Here is a 17,885-nt window from a genome sequence, read left to right on the forward strand (position 1 = left end):
CCCCGTCGCCAGCGACCGGGCCTTTCCATGTCCGCTTCCGGCAGGGCCGGGGCGTCCGACGTTCAACTTCCTTCGCCGTCCGCCGTGTTGCTCCCCGCGCGCAACAGCAGCGGCGTGCTGTCGCCCTCACCGGCCCCCGCGAATTCCGCGACCGCCGTATAGGCGGTGGCCATGCCCCGCACGCGCTCCCTGGGCGTTTCACAGGTTCCCGGTTCGTCCTGCGCCGGGACCGGGCAGCCCACTCGCACGGTCCGCCCGGCGGGGCCCATGAGGGTCAGGAACGCGTCCAGCTGCCGGCCGGTGGCGTTCCGGTAGTAGGTGCGGGCCCAGACGTCGGGCCCCTCGCTCAGGACACAGGTCTGCGCCTCGGCCCCATCGGGAGAGGCGAGTTCCGGCCCACAACGCGAGACGCGCTCGGGCGCCGCCGGCGCCTCGGGAATCGCGGAAGCGGTTGCGGGGGTGGTGGAGTCCGGTGTACGGGGCCCCAGGCCGAGTCCCGTCAGCAGGTCCCCGGCCTTCGCGTCGCCCTCCGCGCCCACTCCGGCCGGACGTCCGGGCTCCCGCGTCGGGCCCGCCGTCGCGACGAGCGGCAGCAGGACGGCGACCGTGACGGCGGTCCCGAGGCCGACCACACGGAGGTTGACCGGGCTCATGGGACCCACCTGCTCCTGCTCGATCTCGGACGGTGGGGTGAACATAGCGGCGGGATCCGGGCGCTCGGTCGGCCGCGCGCCCGTTTCCCGTGCAAGTCGGACCAGGACACACCCGTTCGGGTGAACGAGCGGGTCCGGGGCGTCAGTACGCCAGCCTGCTCCCGCCGCCCGGCGTGCTCGTGCTCGCCTCGACGAGGGCGTCGACCACGGCCTCGACGTCGGGCAGCCAGGGCCGGGCCGAGCCCGCGAGCGGTGCCCGCTCCCAGCGGACCTGCCCGGTCCCCGCGACCGACGGCGGCAGCAGCAGGTAGCCGCCCTCGCCGTGGAAGCGCAGCGAGCTGGGCACGCTGTCCTTCGCGTACAGCAGCTCGCCCAGCCGTTCGAGGCCGTACGGGGCGACCAGGATCGACCAGCGGGTCGGGGTCGCCACCACCGGGCCGAGCCGCATGCCCGTCGCGTCGAGCGCGGCGAGCGCCCGCGCGCCCGCCACCGCGGGCAGGCTGACCGCGCAGGGAGCGCCGCCGCCCGTGGCCAGCACCACGGGGGCCTCCGGACGCCGGGTCCACCACCAGCGGACCATGCGCTCGTCGGTGGTGGCCGCGAGCAGCCCGGGGTCGTAGGGGTGCGCGCCGGGCACCACGCAGTCGGGGTCGGGACAGGAGCAGGCCACTCCCGTGGCCGTACGGGTCGTCGCTCTCAGGCCCGCGCCCGGCAGGACGGGCCAGTTCCACTCGACCGCGAAGGCGACCGCCGCGTCGAGCCGTGCGGTCCTCTCCTTGCGCCGGAACCGGAGCCTGCGTCGCCTTCCGAGGATCTCGCGCATGAGCGCTCGTTCCTTTCCGTTGAACGCCGAATCCACATCACACCATGTGCAGATCTCTTCACCGTGCGTATCAGCGCGTGCCGCGTCGGCGGGGTGCCGGACCGCCGGGGGGCGGTGCGGACCGGGCCGGTGCCGGGTGGGTCCCGGGGGAACCGGGTGGAGCCAGGTCAGAGCCGGAGCGGGTCAGAACACGTTCCCCGCCACGCGGTGGCGGGTTGCGGCCTGCGGCGGGAAAGACGCCGGGGTTCCGCGTCACGTTCCGGGGCGGTGTCAACTGCCCCTGCCTGTCACCGTTTACGTACCCAGCACGCTTGGAATGACGCGCTTTCAAACGACGCCAGTCGACCGCAAAAGGTGCACACCGGGGGCAATTTTCGGCCAACTTCCCGCCCACTTCAACCCCTGCGCACGACCTCACGGACACCACAAGTCCCGTGGGGACAATGCTGGACATCGTTCCTCTTGTGCGTGTACATGTGGATGCATCGAGCGGCTCAGAATGACATGGGGGTTTGCGATGCTATGGCGTCAAACGCACCGGTCGGAAAGCCGACTGACATGAGCGTCCCGCACATGCCGAAAGTGGCCGGAATCGATTCCACGGTTCCCGGTCCCCCGCACACTACGTCGCCCCTCTCCGGGGTCCCCGCAGCGGCAGGACCCGCCGACGCGGCCCTCCCACCCGGTGCCCTGATCCAGGACCGACTGGCCTCCTGGGTCTCCGACCTCACCACCCTCCACGAACTCACCGAGCGCCTCATCAGGACCGCCTCCCTCGACGAGGCCCTCCGTGAGGTGCTCGGCGCCGGCGCCGCCCTCGTCGGCGCCCGCCGCGGCATGGCCGTCCTCGAACCGGCCGACGGCCACGGCCCCACCAGCACCATCGGCCTCGGCCTCGCCCACTCCGACCTCGGCACCATCGAGACCGTCCCGCGCGGCGCCACCAGCTACGGCCGCCTCCTCGACGGCCTGCCCGATCCCGGGCACCCGGAGCGCGTCCCCGACCCGATCGCCATCCGTGACGTCCGCACGGAGGAGGGCCTCGACCCGCGCCACCGCGAGGTCGCCGCCCGCCTCGGCTACGCCGCCAGCTACGCCCTGCCGCTCGCCACCCAGGAGGCCGGCCGGCTCGGCGCGGCCGTCTGGCTCTACGACGAGCCCGCCGAACCCACCGACCGGCAGCGCCACCTCATCGGGCTCTACGGCCGCTTCGCCACCGAGCACCTCGCCCGGCTCCTCCAGGTCGAGCGCGCGAGCGTCCAGGTCGCCACCGTCGCCGAGGAGCTGCTCCCCAGCCGACTCCCCCGCGTCCCCGGCGTCCAGCTCGCCGCCCGCCACCGCACGGGACCGACGGGCGGCGGCGACTGGTACGACGCGCTGCCGCTGCCCGACGGCGCCCTCGGTCTGGCCGTCGGCTCCGTGTCCGGCACCGGACCCAGCGCGCTCGCCGCCATGGGCCGGCTGCGCGCCTCCCTCCGGGCGTACGCGGTGATGGAGGGCGAGGACCCCGTCGCCGTCCTCTCCGACCTGGAACTCCTGCTCCGGCTCACCGAACCGGCCCGCTCGGCGACCGCGCTCTTCGCCTACGCCGAGCCCGCCCGGCGCCGGATCGTCCTCGCCGGCGCCGGGCACGCCCCGCCGCTGGTGGTCGGAGACCGCCGCACCGAGTTCGTCGAGACCTCGCTCTCCGCCCCGCTCGGGATGCTCTCCTGCTGGGAGGCGCCGAGCGTGGAGCTGTCCCCCGCGCCCGGAGAAACGGTGCTTCTCTACACGGACGGGCTGCTGCGCCGTACCGGAGACGCCATGGACCGGGCCTTCGCACGGCTGCACGCCGCCGCCGCGAGCGTGCCGAGGGCGGACCGGGGCGACCCGGGCGCCGTCGCGGACCACGTCCTGCGGACGCTGCTCCCGGAGGGACTCGACCCGGCCGTGGACGGGGAGGACGTGGTCCTGCTCGCCGCCCGCTTCGAGTGACCGGAATGTGACGCTCCGGTAATGGGTCTTCCGGCCCTGGGCCCCCTTCCGTACGACCGTACGATGGTGGGGGTTCAGTGTCGTACCAAGAGGAGGCAGACCCGTGGCCGAGGAGCTCACCCCGGAGACCCCGGAAGAGACCGAGACCGAAGAGCAGGCGATCAAGCAGCGGAAGAACGGCCTCTACCCGGGCGTGTCCGACGAGCTCGCCGAGAACATGAAGTCCGGCTGGGCCGACACCGAGCTGCACGACCTCGCCCCGATCGCGCAGGCCGACAAGACCGCCGCGCGCCGCGCCGCGCTGTCCGCCCGCTTCCCGGGCGAGCGCCTGGTGATCCCCGCCGGCAACCTCAAGACCCGGTCGAACGACACCGAGTACGCCTTCCGCGCCTCCACCGAGTACGCGTACCTCACCGGCGACCAGACCCAGGACGGCGTCCTCGTCCTGGAGCCCACCGCCGACGGCCACGAGGCCACCCTCTACCTGCTGCCGCGCTCCAACCGCGAGAACGGCGAGTTCTGGCTCGACGGCCAGGGCGAGCTGTGGGTCGGCCGCCGCCACTCCCTCACCGAGGCCCAGCAGCTCCTCGGCATCCCGGCCAAGGACGTGCGCGAGCTCGCCGACGCCCTCAAGGAGGCCACCGGCCCCGTCCGCGCCGTCCGCGGCCACGACGCCTCCATCGAGGCCGCGCTGACCGACAAGGTCACCGCCGAGCGCGACGAGGAACTCCGCGTCCACCTCTCCGAGGCCCGCCTCATCAAGGACTCCTTCGAGGTCGCCGAGCTGGAGAAGGCCTGCGCCTCCACCGCCCGCGGCTTCGAGGACGTCGTCAAGGTCCTCGACAAGGCCGAGGCCACCAGCGAGCGCTACATCGAGGGCACCTTCTTCCTGCGCGCCCGCGTCGAGGGCAACGACATCGGCTACGGCTCCATCTGCGCCGCCGGCCCGCACGCCACCACCCTGCACTGGGTGCGCAACGACGGCGACGTCCGCTCCGGCGACCTGCTGCTGCTCGACGCCGGCGTGGAGACCACCGAGCTCTACACCGCCGACATCACCCGCACCCTGCCGATCAACGGCCGGTACAGCGAGATCCAGCGCAAGATCTACGACGCCGTGTACGAGGCGCAGGAGGCCGGCATCGCCGCGGTGAAGCCCGGCGCCGCCTACCGCGACTTCCACGACGCCGCCCAGCGCGTCCTCGCCGAGAAGCTCGTCGAGTGGGGCCTCGTCGAGGGCCCGGTCGAGCGCGTCCTGGAGCTCGGCCTCCAGCGCCGCTGGACCCTGCACGGCACCGGCCACATGCTCGGCATGGACGTCCACGACTGCGCCGCCGCGCGCACCGAGAAGTACGTGGACACCACCCTGGAGCCGGGCATGTGCCTGACCGTCGAGCCGGGCCTCTACTTCCAGGCCGACGACCTGAGCGTGCCGGAGGAGTACCGCGGCATCGGCGTCCGGATCGAGGACGACATCCTCGTGACCGAGGACGGCAACCGGAACCTCTCGGACGCGCTGCCGCGCCGCGCCGAAGAGGTCGAGGCGTGGATGGCCGCGCTGAAGGGCTGATCTCCGCGTACGTTGGAACCGAAGGGCCCCCGCCGACCGACCGGCGGGGGCCCTTCCCCCGTCCCCGGGGACGTCAGGCCAGAAGCAGCGACGGGCTGTCCCGCCACTTCAGGATCTTGTCGAAGCTGACCACGGCACCGCCCCGGCCCGAGCGGTTGCCGAACTGGACGTGATCCGCCAGCTCCTCGATCAGCCGCAGCCCCCGGCCGTGCTCGGCGTCGTCCGCGGGGGCCGCCGGAGCGGCCGTCCCGGGAAAGCCGGGGCCCGAGTCGGCGACCTCGATGCGGCAGGTCTCGCCGTCCAGGTACGCCGTCACCCGGTACGCGCCCTCCGGGCGGGAGCCCTCGCCCCCGCCGTGCTCGACGGCGTTGGCACACGCCTCGGTCAGCGCGACCGACAACTCGTACGACACGTCGGGATCGACGCCCGCCGTCTCCATCGTGCCCAGCAGAAGCCTTCGCGCCAGGGGCACGCTCGCGGCCTCGCGCCGCAGATGGAGTGACCACCAGATGCTCATGCTCCAGCCTCCCGGCAGCGGCTCGACATACCGATACGTATTGCCGGAGCGGACGCTCCGTAAGCGCCCCGAGGCGTCAAGAGCGCTCGATCGGCGGATGCAGAGGGCGGGCGCGCCGGTGTATGTCACCGCGAAGAGGCCCAAGAACGACCTTCCGGACCTGCCTCATGGCGGTGGGGCGCGTGGTGCGATGATGGGCGCGCCATGACTGCCCCCGCGCTCGCTCCACGGCTGCTGAGGGCCGCGGTGTTCACCGCGGTCTGCGTCGTGCTGTCCGCGTTGGGACACGCCCTCGCCGCCTGCGCGGGCATCGCCCTGTGGACCGTCGTCGCCGGTCTCCTCGGCGTCTTCGGGGTGACCGTCCTCTTCGCCGGACGGGAACGCTCCCTCGGCTTCGTCGTCGGTGCCCTCGCCGGCGGGCAGCTCGGCCTCCACCTCCTCTTCGGACTCGGCCAGCGGCAGCTCGCCCTGAGCGGCCAGGCCGACGACGCCCTCGTCCGGATGGCCGCCCGGCTGGTCTGCGGAGCGGGGACGGCGTCCCTCAGCCCCACCGACGCCACCCGCGTCCTCACCGACGCGGGGCTCGACCCGGCCGCCTCGCACGCCCACATGGGACACGCGGCCGCCCTGGTGACGGCGCCCTCGGGCGAGCTGCTGCCCGGGCTGCCCATGCTCCTCGGCCACCTCGTGGCCGCCCTGGCCACGGGCTGGCTCCTCCGGCGCGGCGACCACGCCCTCGGCCGGCTCGTCGAGCTGTCCGAGCAGGGCGCGACGGAACTCGCCGAAGGCGCGCTCGTACGGTCCCTGCGCGCCGCGCTCCGTCTCGTACGGGCGCTGCTCGCCGGACTGCCGACGGCACCCGGCACGGGACCGCGGCGGGCCCTCCGGGCGCCCTCGGACCCCTCGCCGCCGCCGGTGGCCGAGGCCCTTCAGCACACGGTGATCAGGCGCGGCCCCCCGGCCGCCGACTGCGTCCTCGCAGCCTGACGCGGACCGCTCACCGCTCGACGGGAGTGGGCCGCGTGCGTCCGCACGCCCGCCCGGGACCCCTGTCCCCCGGCGTGCCGGACGCGTCCACCACCGTGACCTTTCCGAGCTGGAGTGTCTTCTGCCATGACCGTTTCCCGTGTCTCCGCCACCCGCGTCGCCCTCGCCGGCGGCATCGCCCTCTCCTCCGTGGTGCTGCTGTCCGGCACCGCCTTCGCGCACGTCAGCGTGCAGCCGCAGGGCGAGGCGGCCAAGGGCGGCTACGCGACCGTGAACATCAAGGTCCCGAACGAGCGCGACAACGCCTCCACCGTGAAGCTGGAGGTCAACTTCCCGCTCGACCACCCGCTGGCCTCCGTCATGCCGGAGCCCATCTCCGGCTGGAAGGCCGAGGTCACCAAGAGCAAGCTCAGCAAGCCGCTTGAGCTGCACGGCAAGAAGATCAACGAGGCCGTCTCCAAGGTCACCTGGACCGCCGACGGCTCGAAGATCGGCCCCGGCCAGTTCCAGCAGTTCCCGCTCTCCCTCGGCCAGCTGCCGGAGGACACCGACGAGCTGGTCCTCAAGGCGATCCAGACGTACGACAACAAGGAGGTCGTGCGCTGGATCGAGGAGCAGAAGGAGGGCGCGGAGGAGCCGCAGAACCCGGCCCCCGTCCTCAAGCTCTCCGCCGCCTCCGCCGACCACCACGGCGGCGCCGCTCCGTCCGCCTCCGCGGGCACCGACGAGAAGGCCGGTCACGACGACAAGGCGGCGGGCCACGAGGAGACCGCTTCGCCCTCCTCCGCCACCGACACCACGGCCCGCGTCCTCGGTGTCGTCGGCATCCTCGTGGGTGTCGCCGGTGTCGCCTTCGGCGTCCTCGCCGGCCGCCGCCGCTCGGCCTGACGGCCGCACCCTCACCCGATATCCGGAAGAAGCACCATGTCTGAAGAGAAGACGCCCGGGACGGCACCGGCCCGTCCCGGGCGGCGCACGCCCCTGGTCATCGCGGCCGTCGCGATCGTGGCCGCCCTCGGCATCACCGCCGCGGTCGGCCTCGGCGGCAACGACGACAAGCCGTCGGGCTCCGGTTCGGCGGTCGCCGAGGTCTCCGGCGGCTCCGACTCCACCAAGGCGGCCACCGTCCTCGACCGGCCGTTCACCAAGCCCGCGCTCGTCCTCACCGACACCAAGGGCCAGAAGTACGACCTGCGGGAACGGACCAAGGGCAAGCCGACCCTCATCTACTTCGGCTACACGCACTGCCCCGACGTCTGCCCCCTGACGATGAGCAACATCGCCATCGCCAAGAAGCAGCTGTCCAAGGCCGACCAGGACAAGCTCCAGGTCGTCTTCGTCACCACGGACCCCGAGCGGGACACCTCCGCCGAGCTCGCCAAGTGGCTGCCCGCCGCCGGCGACCCGTCCTTCACCGGCCTCACCGGCGACTTCTCCGCCATCCAGGCGGGAGCCCGGCAGATCGGCATCGGCATCGACCCGCCGACGAAGGACAAGGAGGGCAACGTCGTCTCCATGCACGGAGCCCAGGTGATCGCCTTCTCGCCCACCACCGACCAGGGCTACGTCCTGTACGGCGAGGACGCGACCGTCGACGACTACGCCAAGGACCTGCCGAAGATCATCAAGGGGGAGAACCCGTGAACCGCCGCACCACCGCCCTGTCCGCCGCCGTGGCCCTCGCCGCCGCCCTCGCGCTGACCGGGTGCTCCTCGGACAGCTCCGCGGAGGGCCCCTCCGCGGACGGCAAGCCGAAGCTGGAGGTCAGCGGGGCGTTCATGCCGCAGCCGGTGATGGACATGGCCGGCGGCTTCCTCACCATCAAGAACGACAGCGCCACCGCGGACAAGCTCACCTCGGTCACCAGCCCCCTCTCGGACGACGTCACGATCCACGAGACGAAGAACCAGAAGATGCAGCAGGTGACGTCCTTCGACATCCCCGCGAACGGGGAGCTGAAGCTCGAACGCGGTGGCAACCACATCATGTTCATGGAGCTGAAGAAGAAGCCCAAGCAGGGCGAGAAGGTCAGCATCGAGCTGCACTTCGAGAAGTCCGACCCCATCAAGGTCGACGTGCCCGTCGAAGCACCCAACCACAACCCGCAGCAGCACTGAGCTCGTTGACGGAGTGACACAGAGATGACAACCACCGCCCCGCGCCTCGGCAACGCCCTGGCCCGGCTGCTGATCCTCGCGGCCGCGCTGCTCGGCACGCTGCTCGCCGGCGCCGCCCCCGCCTCCGCGCACGCGGCGCTCACCGGCAGCGACCCGAAGGACGGGGCGGTGGTCGCCACCGCCCCCAAGGAGGTCAATCTGACCTTCTCCGAACAGGTCGCCATGAGCCCCGACTCCATCCGGGTCCTCGACCCGTCGGGCCGCCGGGCCGACACCGGCGAGATCCGCGACCTGTGCAGTGGCTCCGTCGTCCGGTACGGGGTGGGGCTCCGCGCCGGACTGCCCGACGGCACGTACACCGTGGCCTGGCAGACCGTCTCGGCCGACAGCCACCCCATCGCCGGTGCCTTCACCTTCTCCATCGGCGCCCCCTCCACGACCTCCGTCGCCCTGCCCGACCAGGCGCCCGGCGGCGGCCTCGTCGGCGCCCTCTACGGCATCGCCCGCTACCTCTCGTACGCCGGTTTCGCCGTCCTCGTCGGCGGCGGCGCCTTCGTCCTGGCCTGCTGGCCGCGCGGCGCGGGCGTCCGCCCCGTCCAGCAGACGGTCGTCCGCGGCTGGCTGACCCTCACCGGCGCCACCCTGGCGATGCTGCTCCTGCGCAACCCCTACACCGGCTCCGGAAAGCTCGCCGACGCCTTCGACCTGGCGGGCCTGAAGGCCGTCCTGGAGACCAAGACCGGCGCCGCGCTCACCTCCCGGCTGCTGCTGCTCGGCGCGGCCGCGCTCTTCGTGGCCGTCCTCTTCGGCGCCTACGCCCGCCGGACCGACCCGAAGGAGCGGAAGGACCTCGCCTTCGGACTCGGCCTCGGCGGCACGGTCGTCGCCGCCGGCATCGCCGGTACCTGGGCCCTGGCCGAGCACGCCTCGACCGGTCTCCAGCCCGGCATCGCCATGCCCGTCGACATCCTGCACCTCCTCGCCGTCGCCGCCTGGCTCGGCGGCCTCACCGTGCTCCTCGTCGCCCTCTACCGGGCGCCGTCCCTCGAACGCTCCGCCGTCGAGCGCTTCTCCAAGGTGGCCTTCGGCTCCGTGGCCGTCCTCGCGGCCACCGGGCTCTACCAGTCCTGGCGCCAGGTGGGCTCCTGGTCGGCCCTGACCGGGACCCGGTACGGCCAGCTGCTCCTGGTCAAGATCGGCCTCATGGCGGTGCTCATCGGCATCGCCTGGATCTCCCGCCGCTGGACCCAGCGCCTGGCGGACCCCGCGCCCCGTGCCACGGACGAGAGGGAAGCCGACGCGGCGGACGAGGAACGCGGGACCGCCGAGGCGGACGAGGCGGTCGAGGCGGACGAGGAACACGGGACCGAGACGGCTGAGGCCGACGCGGCGGACGTGGAACGCGGGACCTCCGAAACGGACGAGGCGGACGAGGCGGTCGCTCCCGAGCGGGCCGCGCAGCTCGCCCGGCAGCGCGCCGCCGTCGCCACCGCCACGCGCAAGCGGGAGCGCGACGCCGACCCCGAGCGGTCCGGTCTGCGCCGCTCGGTGCTGACCGAGGCCGCCGTCGCGGTCGTCCTTCTCGCCGTGACCACCGTGCTCACCTCGACCGAGCCCGGCCGCACCGAGGAGGAGGCCGGTCGGTCCACCTCCGCCTCCGGCCCGGCCGCCGTGCCCGACCGGCCCGTCGACATCCGTCTGCCCTTCGACACCGGCGGCGTCGACGGCAAGGGCGTCGTCCGTCTCAGCCTCGATCCCGGCCGCACCGGCGCCAACGCGCTCCACATCTTCGTCGAGCGCCCCAACGGCAAGCCGCTCGACGTCCCCGAGATCAAGGTCGCCCTCACCCTGGAGGCGAAGGACGTGGGCCCGCTGCCCGTCGCCCCCGACCGGATCCAGACCGGACACTGGAGCGCGAGCGGCGTCCAGATCCCGATGCCGGGCGAATGGAAGATCCAGGTGACCGTCCGTACGTCCGAGATCGACCAGACCACCATCGACAAGAACGTGAAGATCGGCTGAGCCACGTGACCGACAGCGACAACCTTCAGCTCTCCCGGCGGCGCCTGCTCGGCACCGTCGGCGCGGCGGGCGCGGCCGGCCTCGTCGTCGGTGCGGCCGGCGGCGCCGGGATCGCCGCGGCCCTGCCCGGCGACGACACCGTCGGGGCGGGGGGCGCCCCCGCCCTGACCACCGTCGGCTCGACCGCGGTGACGTTTCACGGGAAACACCAGGCGGGCATCACCACCCCTCTCCAGTCCCGGGGCCATCTGGTGGCCTTCGACCTCGCTCCGGGCGCCGGGCGCAAGGAGGCCGCCGCCCTGCTGCGCCGCTGGTCGGCCACGGCGAAGGTGCTGATGTCGGGCAAGGCCCCGGCGCAGGACACCGGTGTCGCGCTCGACGCGGGCCCGTCCTCCCTCACGGTCACCTTCGGCTTCGGCCGCACCTTCTTCGACCGCACCGGGCTCACCTCGCGCCGCCCCGCCGGGCTCGACCCGCTGCCGGCCTTCTCCGCCGACGCCCTGGACCCCCGGCGCTCCGAGGGCGACCTGTGGGTGCAGATCGGCGCCGACGACGCGCTCGTCGCCTTCCACGCGCTGCGCGCCCTCCAGAAGGACGCGGGGGACGCGGCCCGGGTGCGCTGGCAGATGAACGGATTCAACCGCTCGGCCGGTGCCACGGCGAAGCCCATGACGGCCCGCAATCTGATGGGCCAGGTCGACGGCACGGGCAACCCGAAGCCCTCCGACCCGGACTTCGACCGGCGGATCTTCGTCCCTGCGGGCGGGGCGCAGGAGTGGATGGCCGGCGGTTCCTACGCGGTGGTGCGCCGGATCCGGATGCTGCTCGACGACTGGGAGAAGCTGCCGCTGGACCGGCAGGAGAAGGTGATCGGGCGGCGGAAGTCCGACGGTGCCCCGCTGACCGGCGGCACCGAGACCACCGAGCTCGACCTGGACAAGCGGGGACCGGACGGGAAGACGGTCATCCCGGACAACGCCCACTCCAGGATCTCCGCCCCCGAACAGAACGGCGGGGCGGCGATGCTGCGCAGGCCGTTCTCCTTCCACGACGGGATCGGGGCGGACGGGACACCGGACGCGGGCCTCCTCTTCGTCTGCTGGCAGGCGGACCCGCTCCGGGGCTTCGTCCCGGTGCAGCGCAAGCTCGACCGGGGCGACGCGCTGTCCGCGTTCATCCGGCACGAGGCGAGCGGGCTCTTCGCCGTCCCGGGTGGCCCCGCCGAGGGCGAATACGTGGGCCAGCGCCTTCTGGAGGCGTGAACGGCCCGGCCGGAGCGCGCCTCCGTCCGAGGGGTGAGAGGCCTCGCTCGGGGGGCGGCCCGCTCCCCGGGCGAGCATTAGGGTGACGGTATGTCCGCCACCCGGTACACCTATCTCGGCCCCGAAGGCACCTTCACTGAGGCGGCGCTGCGCACGCTGCCCGAGGCCGCGACGCGGGAGCTCGTCCCGATGGTCTCGGTCCCGGCCGCCCTCGACGCCGTGCGGAACGGTGAGGCCGCCGCGGCGCTCGTCCCGATCGAGAACTCGGTCGAGGGCGGGGTGACCGCGACCCTGGACGAGCTGGCCTCCGGCGAGCCGTTGATGATCTACCGCGAGGTGCTCCTGCCGATCGCCTTCGCCCTGCTCGTCCGGCCCGGGACCAAGCTCTCGGAGATCAAGACGGTGACGGGGCACCCGGTCGCCCAGCCCCAGCTCCGGAACTGGCTGCGGGCGCACCTGCCCGAGGCGGTGTGGGAGTCGGCCGCCTCCAACGCGGACGGGGCCCGGCTGGTCCAGGAGGGCCGGTTCGACGCGGCGTTCGCCGGGGAGTTCGCGGCGGCCACGTACGGCCTGGAAGCCCTGGTGACGGAGATCCACGACGCGGAGAACGCCGAGACGCGCTTCGTGCTCGTGGGCCGGCCGGCCCGGCCGGCGGCCCCGACGGGCGCCGACAAGACCTCGGTGGTGCTGTGGCTGGGTGACGATCATCCGGGTGCCCTCCTCGAACTGCTCCAGGAATTCGCGGTGCGCGGGGTGAACCTGATGCTGATCCAGTCCCGGCCCACGGGGGCGGGGATCGGGAACTACTGCTTCGCCGTGGACGCCGAGGGCCATATCTCGGACCGGCGGGTGGGCGAGGCGCTGATGGGCCTCAAGCGGATCTGCCCCAAGGTGCGCTTCCTCGGCTCGTACCCTCGGGCGGGTGTCGCGGTCGAGGACGTGCGGGCGCTGCGGCGCGGGACTTCGGACGGGGAGTTCATGGAGGCCTCCGACTGGCTGGCGAGGGCCCAGGACGGTCGGGCCTGATCCGATGGTGACCGAACGCTCCCGGCGGTGGGAGCGTTCGTCCACAGGTACGAACCACTAGTCCTACCTGCATACTTTTCAGTTACCCACAGAGGTTATCCACAGGCTCCGGCGATGCCTGGGGACAAGTCGACACCGCATCGAGACAAGGTCGACAAATCGGCCCACTCACCCCCCGCCACTCCGTGCGCCGTCCACAGCGCAGCCCTGACGCCCTCGTCAGCACCCCTCTGCCGTCCCACTCGTTGGAGCGAGCAATTCCCACCCAAATGAGTGCGTCAATGGTGTTTGATCACGGAATTCCCAGGCGCGACGAGGGAAATCCGCGTGAGCCTCTCCGTAGTCCACAGATCTTCCGCACAGCCTGTGGATAAGTGAATGCGGCGACCTGACTCACGTCATTTCCACGCGTCTCAATTCGGGCAAAACAACACGCGCGCCCTTATCCGGTGGGGGCGGGGGAACGCGCACCGGTAGCCTGGTGGGGTGATTGACCTTCGCCTGCTCCGTGAGGACCCCGACCGTGTTCGCGCCTCCCAGCGCGCCCGTGGAGAGGACGTCGCGCTCGTCGACGCCCTGCTCTCCGCCGATGAGCGGCGCAGGTCGTCCGGCGTCCGCTTCGACGAGCTCCGATCCGAGCAGAAGGCGCTCGGCAAGCTGATCCCCAAGGCCACACCCGAGGAGCGCGCCGAGCTCCTGCAGAAGGCCGAGCAGCTCAAGACCGACGTCAAGGCCGCAGAGGCCGAGCAGAACGAGGCCGACGAGACGGCCAGGCGACTGCTGCTCCAGCTCGGCAACATCGTCCACACGGACGTCCCGGTCGGCGGCGAGGAGGACTTCGTCGTCCTGGAGACGCACGGCACCATCCGCGACTTCGCGGCCGAGGGCTTCGAGCCCAAGGACCACCTGGAGCTGGGCGAGGCGCTCGGCGCCATCGACGTCGAGCGGGGCGCCAAGGTCTCCGGCTCGCGCTTCTACTACCTGACCGGCGTCGGCGCGCTCCTGGAGCTCGCCCTGGTCAACGCCGCGATCGCCCAGGCCACCGAGGCCGGCTTCATCCCCATGCTGACCCCGGCGCTGGTCCGTCCGCGCGCCATGGAGGGCACCGGCTTCCTCGGCCAGGCCGCGGAGAACGTGTACCACCTGGAGAAGGACGACTACTACCTCGTCGGCACGTCCGAGGTGCCCCTCGCCGCGTACCACATGGACGAGATCATCGAGGCCGACAAGCTGCCGCTGCGGTACGCGGGCTTCTCGCCCTGCTTCCGCCGCGAGGCCGGCACGTACGGCAAGGACACCCGGGGCATCTTCCGCGTCCACCAGTTCGACAAGGTCGAGATGTTCTCGTACGTCGCGCCCGAGGACGCGGAGAACGAGCACAAGCGGCTCCTGGAGTGGGAGAAGCAGTGGCTGACCTCGCTGGAGCTGCCGTTCCAGGTCATCGACGTCGCCACCGGTGACCTCGGCTCCTCCGCCTCCCGCAAGTTCGACTGCGAGGCGTGGATCCCGACGCAGGGCAAGTACCGCGAGCTGACCTCCGCCTCCAACTGCGACGGCTTCCAGGCCCGTCGCCTCTCCGTCCGCATGCGCGAGGAGAAGGACGGCAAGAAGACCGTGCAGCCGCTGGCCACCCTGAACGGCACGCTGTGCGCCGTACCGCGCACCATCGTGGCGATCCTGGAGAACCACCAGCTGGCCGACGGTTCGGTCCGGGTGCCCGAGGTCCTGCGCCCGTACCTCGGCGGCCGTGAGGTCCTGGAGCCGATCGCCAAGTGAGCCCCTTCCCCTACCGCTTGGTCGCGACGGACCTCGACGGCACGCTGCTGCGGGCCGACGAGTCCGTCTCGGACCGCACCCGGGACGCGCTCGCCGCCGCGACGGCGGCGGGTGCCGCGCACATCGTGGTCACCGGCCGGGCGGTGCCCTGGACCCGGCACATCCTCGACGACCTCGGCTACCAGGGGATCGCGGTGTGCGGGCAGGGCGCACAGGTCTACCACGCCGGTGAGCACCGGCTGCTGACCTCGCTGACCCTGGACCGGCAGCTCGCGGGGCTCGCCCTCTCCAAGATCGAGGCGGAGGTCGGCCCGCTGGCGCTGGCCGCCAGCCGTGACGGTCTGGACGGCGAGGTCCTGATGGGGCCCGGTTACCGCGCCCAGGAGGGGCCCCTGCCGTACGTGGCGTACGAGGACCCGGCGGAGCTGTGGTCGGCGCCGCTGACCAAGCTGTACCTCCAGCACCCGACGCTGGGCGACGACGAGCTGACCCGCGCCGCGCGGGAGACCGTCGGCGGGCTCGTGGACGTCGTCATGGCGGGGCCCGGGATCGTGGAGATCCTCCCGCTCGGCCTGAGCAAGGCGACCGGCCTCTCGCTCGCCGCGCGCCGGCTCGGCGTGAAGGCCGCGGAGACGATCGCCTTCGGCGACATGCCGAACGACATCCCGATGTTCGGCTGGGCGGCGCACGGCGTGGCCATGGGCAACGCGCACGAGGAGCTGCGGGCGGTCGCGGACGAGGTGACGCTGTCGAACGAGGAGGACGGCATCGCGGTCGTCCTGGAGCGCCTGCTGTCCGCCTGACCTCGCGAGAACCGTACGAAGGCCCGCTCCCCTCAGGGGAGCGGGCCTTCGTGGGTCGCGGCCCGCGCGGATTGGGGTCCGCGCGCTCGAAGCGGCCGCACCCGGGGGATCCCCCGTGTCCCCCGCGTGCAACTAGTGTGCGCCGGGCCGATGTTCGGGCTCCACTGGTTTTTCCCGGGTCAGCGGGTAGCAGGCCAGGCCGATGGCCAGCGAGATCGCGTGGCCGAGGTCGGTGTAGGTGCGGTCGGCGGCGAGCGGGACGAGGAAGAAGGCGAGCACGGCGGCCAGGTAGAGCCAGCGCCAGGGCGTGGGCAGCCGGTACGTCAGGATCCCGGCCGAGGCGGCGAGGCCGTAGCTGACCCCGATGTCGACGACGTGGGCCATGCTGCGCGGCACGTCGTGGAGCTGGATGGCGGCCAGGACCACCTGCTGGCTGATGAGCGTGGCCGCGATGTGCGCGGTGGCGACGGTGAAGAGCCACTTCGGGGTGCCGAGCCAGCGCTCCACGGGAGCGTGGAAGACCTCGAAGAGCACCGCGTAGAGGAGCAGGTCGGCCGGGTTCTCGATCCAGAACGCACTGCCCAGCAGGGCCCGCATGGGGTGGTGCGCGAGCTGGTGGAGATTGCTGCTGTTGCGGTGCAGGAGATAGGTCTCCAGACCGTGCGGGGAGAGCGCGATGACGAGGCTGGTGATCGCGATGACCGCCAGCCACACATGCGTACCGGGTGACGAACGCACCCACGACCTGATCGGTCGGGACGGTTCGCCACCCGGAGGGGTTTCGCCCGGAGGGGTTTCGCCCGGAGGGGTTTCCCCCGGCGGGTTCGCCCCCTGAGAGGTTTTGCTCGGCACCTTTCAGTGCCTATCACCCCGGGCTGGGAGAAACCTCAGAAATTGATCATGTGTCCGGCAATGCCGTGGATCGCTTCCTTCACGGCCTCGCCCAGCGTCGGGTGCGCGTGCACGTTCCGGGCGACCTCGTGGACCGTGAGGTCCCACTGCTGGGCCAGGGTCAGCTCGGGCAGCAGCTCGGTGACGTCGGGGCCGATCAGGTGGGCGCCGATGATCTCGCCGTGCGTCCCGTCGGCGACGATCTTGACGAAGCCGGTGGCGTCGCCGAGGCCGTGCGCCTTGCCGTTCGCGACGAACGGGAACTTGGCGACCTTGACGTCGTAGCCCTTCTCGCGGGCCTGCGCCTCGGTCCAGCCGAAGCTGGCGATCTGCGGCTGGCAGTAGGTGGCGCGCGGGATCATCGGGTAGTCGAGCTCCATCGTCTCGGCGTCCCCGATGGTCTCGGCCGCGATGACGCCCATGGCCTCGGCGGTGTGCGCGAGCATCAGCTTCGCGGTGACGTCGCCGATGGCGTAGATGTGCGGCACGGAGGTGCGGCAGCGGCCGTCGACGTCGATGGCACCGCGCTCGGTCAGGGCGACACCGGTGTTCTCCAGGCCGTAGCCGGAGACGTTCGGGGCGAAGCCGATGGCCTGGAGGACCTTGTCGGCCTCCAGGACCTTCTGGACGCCGTCCTTGCCGGTGACGGTGACGCGGACCTGCGGGCCGGACTCGTCGATGGCCTCGACACGGGTGGAGGTCAGGACGTCGATGCCGAGCTTGCGGTACTGCTTCGCCAGCTCCTTCGAGACCTCCTCGTCCTCCAGCGGGGCGACGCGGTCGAGGAACTCGACGATCGTGACCTTGGTGCCGTAGTTGTTCAGCACGTACGCGAACTCGATGCCGATGGCGCCGGCGCCGGCGATGACGATCGACTTCGGGGCGTCCTCGGCGAGGATCTGCTGCTCGTACGAGACGACGCGGTCGCTGAGGGCCGTGCCCGGGAGCAGACGCGGGGTGGCGCCGGTGGCGATGATGCAGTTCTCGAAGGTGATCGTCTCCGAGGTGCCGTCGGCCTTGGCCACCTGGAGGGTGTTCGCGTCGAGGAAGGTGCCCCGGCCGTTGAACTCGGTGATGCCGTTCTTCTTCATCAGGAAGTGGACGCCCTTGACGCGGCCGTCCGCGACCGAGCGGCTGCGGCGGAAGGCCTCGCCGTAGTCGAAGGAGACGGTGCCGTCGACCTTGATGCCGAAGGTCTTCGCCTCGTGGTTGAAGATGTGGGCGAGCTCGGCGTTGCGCAGCAGCGCCTTGGTGGGGATGCAGCCGACGTTCAGGCAGACACCGCCCCAGTACTTCTCCTCGACGACCGCGACCCGCTTGCCCAGCTGGGCGGCGCGGATGGCGGCGACGTAGCCGCCGGGGCCAGCTCCGAGTACGACGACGTCGAAGCGGTCTGACATGACTGACTCCCGAGGGTGGTGAGGGTGTTCGGTCCGCGTACGGCCCCACAGTAGTCCGCCGTCC

Annotated in this window: 16 protein-coding genes; 11 read left to right on the plus strand and 5 right to left on the minus strand. The window is 72.1% G+C overall.

The features are described from left to right. Nucleotides 1-62: 62 nt before the first annotated feature. Both ABTY59_RS07900 and ABTY59_RS07905 read right to left on the minus strand, forming a co-directional pair. Entirely contained in the window at nucleotides 63-653 is a 591-nt protein-coding gene (locus tag ABTY59_RS07900) for a hypothetical protein (protein ID WP_352018032.1), read from the minus strand. A 142-nt stretch (nucleotides 654-795) separates the two neighbouring features. Next, nucleotides 796-1,476 (minus strand): bifunctional DNA primase/polymerase, encoded by a 681-nt coding sequence (locus ABTY59_RS07905; RefSeq protein WP_352018033.1) that lies wholly within the window; start codon nucleotides 1,474-1,476, stop codon nucleotides 796-798. A 522-nt stretch (nucleotides 1,477-1,998) separates the two neighbouring features. Here ABTY59_RS07905 and ABTY59_RS07910 point away from each other — a divergent pair. Together ABTY59_RS07910 and ABTY59_RS07915 are read left to right on the plus strand one after the other, a co-directional pair. Next, complete coding sequence (locus ABTY59_RS07910; protein ID WP_403537232.1) at nucleotides 1,999-3,450, plus strand: PP2C family protein-serine/threonine phosphatase; 1,452 nt, start codon at nucleotides 1,999-2,001, stop codon at nucleotides 3,448-3,450. Nucleotides 3,451-3,553: 103 nt separating this feature from the next. Continuing rightward, nucleotides 3,554-5,020: an aminopeptidase P family protein gene (locus ABTY59_RS07915; protein WP_352018034.1), complete on the plus strand. Its 1,467-nt coding sequence runs from the start codon at nucleotides 3,554-3,556 to the stop codon at nucleotides 5,018-5,020. Nucleotides 5,021-5,093: 73 nt separating this feature from the next. Here ABTY59_RS07915 and ABTY59_RS07920 read toward each other — a convergent pair whose 3' ends face one another. Further along, nucleotides 5,094-5,537, minus strand: a complete 444-nt coding sequence (locus ABTY59_RS07920) for an ATP-binding protein (protein ID WP_352018035.1) — start codon at nucleotides 5,535-5,537, stop codon at nucleotides 5,094-5,096. Nucleotides 5,538-5,741: 204 nt separating this feature from the next. Between ABTY59_RS07920 and ABTY59_RS07925 the strand changes: the two genes are divergently transcribed. From ABTY59_RS07925 to ABTY59_RS07965, 9 genes are all read left to right on the plus strand, one after another. Next, nucleotides 5,742-6,524 (plus strand): hypothetical protein, encoded by a 783-nt coding sequence (locus ABTY59_RS07925; RefSeq protein ID WP_352018036.1) that lies wholly within the window; start codon nucleotides 5,742-5,744, stop codon nucleotides 6,522-6,524. 126 nt (nucleotides 6,525-6,650) lie between these two features. Then, complete coding sequence (locus ABTY59_RS07930; protein ID WP_352018037.1) at nucleotides 6,651-7,412, plus strand: YcnI family copper-binding membrane protein; 762 nt, start codon at nucleotides 6,651-6,653, stop codon at nucleotides 7,410-7,412. Nucleotides 7,413-7,448: 36 nt separating this feature from the next. Next, nucleotides 7,449-8,168, plus strand: coding sequence for an SCO family protein (locus tag ABTY59_RS07935; protein WP_352018038.1), 720 nt, complete (start codon nucleotides 7,449-7,451; stop codon nucleotides 8,166-8,168). Then, entirely contained in the window at nucleotides 8,165-8,641 is a 477-nt protein-coding gene (locus ABTY59_RS07940) for a copper chaperone PCu(A)C (RefSeq protein WP_352018039.1), read from the plus strand. Before ABTY59_RS07935 ends, ABTY59_RS07940 begins: the two co-directional genes overlap by 4 nt. Before the next feature lie 24 nt (nucleotides 8,642-8,665). Continuing rightward, nucleotides 8,666-10,663, plus strand: a complete 1,998-nt coding sequence (locus ABTY59_RS07945; RefSeq protein WP_352018040.1) for a copper resistance protein CopC — start codon at nucleotides 8,666-8,668, stop codon at nucleotides 10,661-10,663. Between the two features lie 5 nt (nucleotides 10,664-10,668). Continuing rightward, complete coding sequence (gene efeB, locus ABTY59_RS07950) at nucleotides 10,669-11,925, plus strand: iron uptake transporter deferrochelatase/peroxidase subunit (protein ID WP_352018041.1); 1,257 nt, start codon at nucleotides 10,669-10,671, stop codon at nucleotides 11,923-11,925. 90 nt (nucleotides 11,926-12,015) lie between these two features. Next, complete coding sequence (gene pheA, locus ABTY59_RS07955; RefSeq protein WP_352018042.1) at nucleotides 12,016-12,951, plus strand: prephenate dehydratase; 936 nt, start codon at nucleotides 12,016-12,018, stop codon at nucleotides 12,949-12,951. Between the two features lie 486 nt (nucleotides 12,952-13,437). After that, nucleotides 13,438-14,727 (plus strand): serine--tRNA ligase, encoded by a 1,290-nt coding sequence (gene serS / locus ABTY59_RS07960; RefSeq protein ID WP_352018043.1) that lies wholly within the window; start codon nucleotides 13,438-13,440, stop codon nucleotides 14,725-14,727. After that, nucleotides 14,724-15,530 carry an HAD family hydrolase gene (locus tag ABTY59_RS07965; protein WP_352018044.1) on the plus strand — a complete coding sequence of 269 codons (807 nt, stop codon included), beginning with the start codon at nucleotides 14,724-14,726 and terminating at the stop codon, nucleotides 15,528-15,530. The genes serS and ABTY59_RS07965 overlap by 4 nt, the downstream gene beginning before the upstream one ends. Nucleotides 15,531-15,662: 132 nt before the next feature. Here the strand turns inward: ABTY59_RS07965 and ABTY59_RS07970 are convergent, their stop codons facing one another. Together ABTY59_RS07970 and lpdA are read right to left on the minus strand one after the other, a co-directional pair. Then, nucleotides 15,663-16,280, minus strand: coding sequence for a rhomboid-like protein (locus ABTY59_RS07970; RefSeq protein ID WP_352018494.1), 618 nt, complete (start codon nucleotides 16,278-16,280; stop codon nucleotides 15,663-15,665). A 137-nt stretch (nucleotides 16,281-16,417) separates the two neighbouring features. Then, nucleotides 16,418-17,821, minus strand: a complete 1,404-nt coding sequence (lpdA, locus tag ABTY59_RS07975) for a dihydrolipoyl dehydrogenase (RefSeq protein WP_352018045.1) — start codon at nucleotides 17,819-17,821, stop codon at nucleotides 16,418-16,420. Between the last annotated feature and the right edge of the window lie 64 nt (nucleotides 17,822-17,885).

It is taken from the genome of Streptomyces sp. NPDC096079 (assembly GCF_040303145.1).
Taxonomy (GTDB): domain Bacteria; phylum Actinomycetota; class Actinomycetes; order Streptomycetales; family Streptomycetaceae; genus Streptomyces.

Bases quoted from the DNA above. Each gene is read 5' to 3' on its own strand.
- ABTY59_RS07900 (WP_352018032.1), bottom strand. From the start codon at position 653: ATGAGCCCGGTCAACCTCCGTGTGGTCGGCCTCGGGACCGCCGTCACG.
- ABTY59_RS07905 (WP_352018033.1), bottom strand. From the start codon at position 1,476: ATGCGCGAGATCCTCGGAAGGCGACGCAGGCTCCGGTTCCGGCGCAAG.
- ABTY59_RS07910 (WP_403537232.1), top strand. From the start codon at position 1,999: ATGGCGTCAAACGCACCGGTCGGAAAGCCGACTGACATGAGCGTCCCG.
- ABTY59_RS07920 (WP_352018035.1), bottom strand. From the start codon at position 5,537: ATGAGCATCTGGTGGTCACTCCATCTGCGGCGCGAGGCCGCGAGCGTG.
- ABTY59_RS07925 (WP_352018036.1), top strand. From the start codon at position 5,742: ATGACTGCCCCCGCGCTCGCTCCACGGCTGCTGAGGGCCGCGGTGTTC.
- ABTY59_RS07930 (WP_352018037.1), top strand. From the start codon at position 6,651: ATGACCGTTTCCCGTGTCTCCGCCACCCGCGTCGCCCTCGCCGGCGGC.
- ABTY59_RS07935 (WP_352018038.1), top strand. From the start codon at position 7,449: ATGTCTGAAGAGAAGACGCCCGGGACGGCACCGGCCCGTCCCGGGCGG.
- ABTY59_RS07945 (WP_352018040.1), top strand. From the start codon at position 8,666: ATGACAACCACCGCCCCGCGCCTCGGCAACGCCCTGGCCCGGCTGCTG.
- pheA (WP_352018042.1), top strand. From the start codon at position 12,016: ATGTCCGCCACCCGGTACACCTATCTCGGCCCCGAAGGCACCTTCACT.
- lpdA (WP_352018045.1), bottom strand. From the start codon at position 17,821: ATGTCAGACCGCTTCGACGTCGTCGTACTCGGAGCTGGCCCCGGCGGC.